Source organism: Hymenobacter profundi, from assembly GCF_019334315.1.
GTDB lineage: Bacteria > Bacteroidota > Bacteroidia > Cytophagales > Hymenobacteraceae > Hymenobacter > Hymenobacter profundi.
The window spans coordinates 23,281-29,280 of record NZ_JAHWGL010000067.1 but is presented as its reverse complement, the minus strand read 5'-3'; the positions used below and the strand labels follow the sequence as shown (position 1 = coordinate 29,280).

General features: G+C 55.5%; 3 protein-coding genes. All 3 read right to left on the bottom strand.

Annotated features, from left to right (window positions below; translation table 11 throughout):
- Positions 1-224 precede the first annotated feature (224 nt).
- The 3 genes from KYK14_RS14980 to KYK14_RS14970 all read right to left on the bottom strand — a co-directional run bounded on the left by KYK14_RS14980 (position 225) and on the right by KYK14_RS14970 (position 5,947).
- On the bottom strand, positions 225-2,012 hold the full coding sequence (locus tag KYK14_RS14980) for an acyl-CoA dehydrogenase family protein (protein WP_185282333.1): 1,788 nt from the start codon (positions 2,010-2,012) through the stop codon (positions 225-227).
- A gap of 221 nt (positions 2,013-2,233) precedes the next feature.
- Positions 2,234-3,418, bottom strand: coding sequence for a thiolase family protein (locus KYK14_RS14975; protein ID WP_219159912.1), 1,185 nt, complete (start codon positions 3,416-3,418; stop codon positions 2,234-2,236).
- A gap of 120 nt (positions 3,419-3,538) precedes the next feature.
- Entirely contained in the window at positions 3,539-5,947 is a 2,409-nt protein-coding gene (locus tag KYK14_RS14970) for a 3-hydroxyacyl-CoA dehydrogenase/enoyl-CoA hydratase family protein (RefSeq protein WP_219159910.1), read from the bottom strand.
- Positions 5,948-6,000: the final 53 nt, after the last annotated feature.

Genomic DNA, 6,000 nt, shown 5'->3' with positions numbered 1-6,000 from the left:
GCGTTGATGCTAAATAAGATTGTAGTGAAGTAATCTGAAACACGGATTCGCTCGGATTTATCAGAATACACGGATTTTTTGGACAATACGTTCATTGCCTACTCAGCAATAAAAGAGGGCGACCCATTTGGGTCGCCCTCTTTCTGTATCAATCATTACGGTAGATCAGCCGTCCACGAAATCCGTGTAATCCGACAAATTCGAGCGAATCCGTGGTTCAGACGTTAATACACATATTCATTCGCCTCGATCAGCTTGGCGGCGATGCGGCGGCGAGCTTCCTTGGCGTTGAATAGATCTACCTTCGTGAAGCGTTTGAGACCGAGTGAGAGGAGACGCTGCTCGTCGCCTTCTACCATGGAAGCAATAGCATCCTTACCAGCTTTGTTCACGATGTCTACGGCGTCGGCGAGGTAGACGCGGGCAATATCGATTTGCGTGGCCAGGGCCTCTTCACCTTTTTCATTGGCTTCTTTCTCTACCCGCAGAATGGTGCTTTCGGCCACATAGGTTTTGATGGCCATGTCGGCAATGTTCATCAGGATTTCCTGCTCCTTGGCCAGCGAGTTCATATACTTCTGCACGGCCGTGCCCGCTACCATCAGAATAGCTTTTTTCAGCTTCTGAATGGTCTTTTTCTCGGTGGCAAACAGGCCCGTTTCCTCTTCTACGTTGAAGTCGGGAATGGCCATTAGCTCGTTTTGCACGTCTTGGGCCGGTCCCATCAGGTCCAGTTCGCCCTTCATGGCTTTCTTCAAAATCATGTCTACGGAGAGTAGGCGATTGATTTCGTTGGTACCCTCGAAGATGCGGTTGATGCGCGAGTCGCGGTAGGCGCGGTCCATGGGGTAGTCGGCCGAGAAGCCATAGCCGCCGTAGATCTGCACACCTTCGTCGGTCACAAAGTCCAGTACCTCCGAGCCTTCTACCTTCAGCATAGCGCACTCCACGGCAAACTCGCGGGCAGCGCCCAGTAGCGCCTCGTTGGCGCCCTGACCCTGGGCCAGCAATTCCTGCTCGGTACGGTAGATGTCCATACCGGCGCGGTAAATAGCCGATTCTACGGCGTAGATCCGTACCGCCTGCTCGGCCAGCTTGTGCCGAATGGCGCCAAACTTCGAGATAGGCAGGTTGAACTGCACCCGCTCGTTGGCGTATTTCACGCTCAGGTCGGCGGCCATTTTGCAAGCGCCCAGGCACGCAGCAGCCAGCTTGATACGACCAATATTCAGAATGTTGAAGGCAATGAGGTGACCTTTGCCAATTTCACCCAACACATTTTCCTTGGGCACCTTCACATCCGACAAGAACACCTGTCGGGTAGAAGAACCCTTGATGCCCATCTTGTGCTCCTCGTTGCCGAAAGTCAGGCCGGGCGTGTCGCGCTCCACGATGAAGCCTGTAAACTTCTCACCGTCGATTTTGGCAAACACGATAAATACGTGCGCAAAACCGGCGTTGGTAATCCACATTTTCTGGCCGTTGAGCACATAATGCTCCCCGTCTTCGGTCAGTACGGCTTTGGTTTTCGCACCCAGTGCATCGGAGCCAGAACCAGGCTCGGTGAGGCAGTAGGCGCCTACCCATTCCCCAGTGGTCAGCTTGGGAATGTATTTCTGCTTCTGTTCCTCAGTGCCGAAATACAGAATGGGCAGCATGCCGATGCCTGTGTGCGCCGCAAATGCCACCGGAAACGAGTGGCCGCCCCCTACCCCTTCCGTCACCAGCAGGGCCGTGTTGAAGTCCATATCGTACCCGCCATATTGCTCGGGAATGCTCACGCCAAACAGGCCCAACTCACCGGCTTTCTTCATCAGGTCTTCCATCAGGCCTTCCTCGTGGTTGTCGAGGCGCTCTAGCAGGGGCTGCACCTCGCTGGCAATGAAGTCCAGGCAGGTTTGGTGCATCATGCGCTGCTCTTCGGAGAATTCAGCAGGCGTAAAAACATCCTGGGCGTTGGTTTCTTTGATAATGAATTCGCCGCCTTTGAGGGGTTTCTGCGTTACTTCCATGGTCGGGTGCGGTGTGTTATTGTTGGGTGAAATGCTAATTCTAAAAAGGTAAAACTGCTCGGCTTGCCGAGTATATCAAGACTTTAGGAGGTCTATATTCAGGTATCGAAAGATACGAAAATTTGTTATGCTTGCCGAGTAGTTAACGAAAAGAAAACCCCGATTGGTTCGGGGAGTTCTTCTCAAAAACGTCATTTCAACCAGCGGGAGAAATGACCTTACTACTTCAGCAACTCATAAATACCCGCTACGCCCTGGCCGCCGCCTACGCAAGCTGTCACCATACCGTATTTCTGACCGCGCTGACGCAGCTCGTCAAACAGCTGAATAGAGAGTTTGGCGCCGGAGCAGCCCAGCGGGTGACCGAGAGCAATGGCGCCGCCGTTCACGTTCAGCTTATCGGGGTCGATGCCTAGCTCGCGCTGCACAGCAATGCTTTGGGAAGCGAAGGCTTCGTTCAGCTCAATTAGGTCGATGTCTTCGAGTTTCATGCCGGCTTGCTTCAGCACTTTCGGTACGGCTTTCACGGGGCCCATGCCCATGATGCGCGGGTCTACCCCCTCGGTGGCGTAGTTCACCATGCGGGCCACCGGCTCCAAGTTCAATTCCTTCACCATGCGCTCCGACATCACCAGCACGAAAGCCGCGCCGTCGGAAGTTTGGGACGAGTTGCCGGCCGTAACGGTGCCACCTTGGGCAAACACCGGCCGCAGTTTGGCCAGGGCCTCCAGCGAGGTATCGGCGCGCGGGCCTTCGTCGGTATCCACCACGTAGGAGCGGGTTTTCTTCTTACCACTAGCCGCATCCACGTAGGTTTCTTCTACTGTAATGGGCACGATTTGGTCTTTGAACTTACCTTCGGCAATGGCTTTCAAAGCCTTTTGGTGCGAGTTGTAGGCAAACTGGTCCTGGTCTTCCCGGCTAATCCCGTAGTCTTTGGCTACAGCTTCGGCCGTGAGGCCCATGCCCATGTAGTAGTCGGGGTGGGCCTTGGCCAGCTTGTAGTTGGGCACGGTTTTCCAGCCTACGGTGGGCACCATGCTCATGCTTTCGGCTCCGCCAGCTACGATGCAGTCGGCCATGCCGGCGGCAATTTTGCCCACGGCCATTGCAATGGTTTCCACACCGGAGCCGCAGTAGCGGTTCACAATGAGGCCGGGCACGTTGAGGGGTAGGGAGAGTAGGGAAATCAGGCGGCCCATTTGCAGGCCTTGCTCGGCCTCGGGCACGGCGTTGCCTACTATCACATCGTCGATGCGGGTGGGGTCGAGGGCGGGCACGGTAGAAACCAGGTGCTTGATGACGTCGGCGGCGAGGTCATCGGTACGGGTGAAGCGGAAGCCGCCGCGCGGGGCTTTGCCCACGGCAGTTCTATATCCGGCAACTATATAAGCTTGTTGAGACATGGTATTTTCTTTGTCATCCTGAACGCAGCGAAGGACCTTATCACGCCCGCGCCGTTGGGAATATGAGTGCTGACGAAAGCAGCCGTGATAAGGTGCTTCCTTCGTCAGCATGACAAAAACTTAATTACGCAGCGGCTTGCCCGTAGTCAGAATCGACTGAATGCGCTCCAGCGTTTTCCGCTCGCCGGTCAGGCTTAGGAAGGCTTCACGCTCCAGGTCCAGCAGGTATTGCTCGCTCACTTCGGTAGGGGCCGACAGGTCGCCGCCGCACATCACGTAGGCCAGCTTATCAGCAATTTTCTGGTCGTGGGCCGAGATGTAGTTGCCTTCCTTCATAGCAAACACGCCGGTATTGAACATCGCCAGCGCGCCGCGGCCATGTACTTTGATGTTGGTTTTGGGTACGGGCTGAGTATAGCCGGCATCGGCCAGTTCCAAAGCAGCCGCTTTGGCTTGCGCAATGACGCGGTTGCTGTTCACTACAATTTCGTCGCCCCGGCGCAGGAAACCCAGATCAAACGCCTCAGCGGCGGAGGTAGAAACCTTGGCCGTGCTGATGGTCATGTAGGTGTTGCGCAACAGATTGTATTCCGGCTCGCCTTCCTCATACTTGGCGGCGGTGCGCAAGGTCATTTCCTTGGTGCCGCCCCCGCCGGGAATCAGCCCTACCCCAAATTCGACGAGGCCCATATAGGTTTCGGCGGCGGCTACTACCTTGTCGCAGTGCAGGTTTAATTCGCAGCCACCACCCAGCGCCAAGCCGTGAGGTGTGCCTACTACCGGAATGCTGGAGTAGCGCATGCGCATCATGGCTTGCTGAAACTGGGCAATCATTAGATTCAGCTCGTCGTAGTCTTGCTCCAGGGCAAACATGTACACGAGGCCTAGGTTAGCGCCAGCCGAGAAATTGGGCGCGTCGTTGCCGACGACCAGGCCGCGGTAGCCTTTCTCAGCCATATCCACGCCTTTCATCAGGCCCTGAATCACGTCGGAGCCCATGGCGTTCATCTTCGAGTGAAACTCCACATTCAGGATACCGTCGCCGAGGTCGAGGACTGAGGCACCGGCGTTCTTCCACAAGACTTTACCGGCCGCGCGCAGGTTGTCGAGAATAATGAAGTTCTCTACCCCCGGAATCGGCTGGTAAGTCTTCGATTCAATGTCGTAGTACTGACGCGTGCCTTTTTCGTCTACTTTATAGAAAACGGTGTGACCGGCAGCTAGCATCTCTCCTACCCACGGTGCTACGGTTTTGCCTTCGGCTTCGGCCAGTTCCAAACCCTTTTGCACGCCCAGCGCGTCCCAAGTTTCAAACGGTCCCAGCTCCCAGCCGAAGCCAGCGCGCAAAGCATCGTCAATTTTGTAGAGCGCGTCCGTAATTTCAGGGATGCGGTTGCTCACGTAGGCAAACAGCCCGGCAAACGACTTACGGTAGAATTCGCCCGCTTTGTCTTTGCCGCCCACCAGTATCTTGAAGCGGTCGGCCACCTTTTCGATAGGCTTGGTGGCTTCCAAGGTAGCGAACTTGATTTTCTTGCTCGGCTGGTACTCCATCGAGTTCAGGTCGAGGGCCAGGATTTCGGTTTTGCCGCCCGCGCCTTTGGTTTTCTTGTAGAAGCCCTGACCGGTTTTGTCGCCCAACCATTTGTTCTCGCTCATCTTCTGCACGAAGTCGGGCAGCGTAAATACTGCCTTGGCTTCGTCGTGGGGTAAGCTTTGGCCGAGGCCGTTGGCTACGTTCACGGTGGTATCCAGCCCTACTACATCGGAGGTGCGGAAGGTAGCCGACTTGGCGTGACCAATCACCGGACCGGTCAGCTTGTCCACTTCCTCTACCGTCAGGCCCAGCTCTTGCATCACGTGCATGGCGTCGAGCAGGCCAAATACGCCTACCCGGTTGGCAATGAAGCCGGGCGTGTCCTTGGCCAGCACTACGGTTTTGCCCAGGTACAAGTCGCCATAGTGTTGCAGGAAATCCACTACCTCCGGCTTGGTGTCGGGGGTAGGGATAATTTCGAGTAGCTTGAGGTAGCGCGGCGGATTGAAGAAGTGCGTGCCGCAGAAGTGCTGCTTGAAGTCCTCAGAACGACCCTCGGCCAACAGGTGAATCGGGATGCCGGAGGTGTTGCTGGTGATGAGCGTGCCCGGCTTGCGGAACTGCTCTACCCGCTCGTACACGCTCTTTTTAATATCGAGCCGCTCCACGACTACCTCAATGGTCCAGTCGCAGGAAGCAATATCTTTCAGATTATCATTGAAGTTGCCGGTCTTGATTTTAGACACGTCCTGCTTGCGGTAGAGCGGCGAGGGATTGGACTTCACGGCGGCTTCCAGGGCGCTGTTCACAATGCGGTTACGCACCTGCGGCTTGTCCAGCGTCAGTCCTTTTTTCTCTTCGTCGGAGGTCAGTTCTTTCGGCGCAATGTCGAGCAGCAGCACCTGTACGCCAATGTTGGCGAAGTGACAGGCAATGCGCGAGCCCATCACGCCAGAGCCCAGCACCGCTACTTTCTTGATAATTCTATTCATATGTTTAGCTGTTAGCTGATGGCTATTAGCCGTTAGCAGTTGTTCTGATTAGT

Excerpts from the sequence above, each read along its gene's own strand:
- KYK14_RS14970 (WP_219159910.1), bottom strand. The coding sequence starts at position 5,947 with ATGAATAGAATTATCAAGAAAGTAGCGGTGCTGGGCTCTGGCGTGATG.
- KYK14_RS14980 (WP_185282333.1), bottom strand. The coding sequence starts at position 2,012 with ATGGAAGTAACGCAGAAACCCCTCAAAGGCGGCGAATTCATTATCAAA.
- KYK14_RS14975 (WP_219159912.1), bottom strand. The coding sequence starts at position 3,418 with ATGTCTCAACAAGCTTATATAGTTGCCGGATATAGAACTGCCGTGGGC.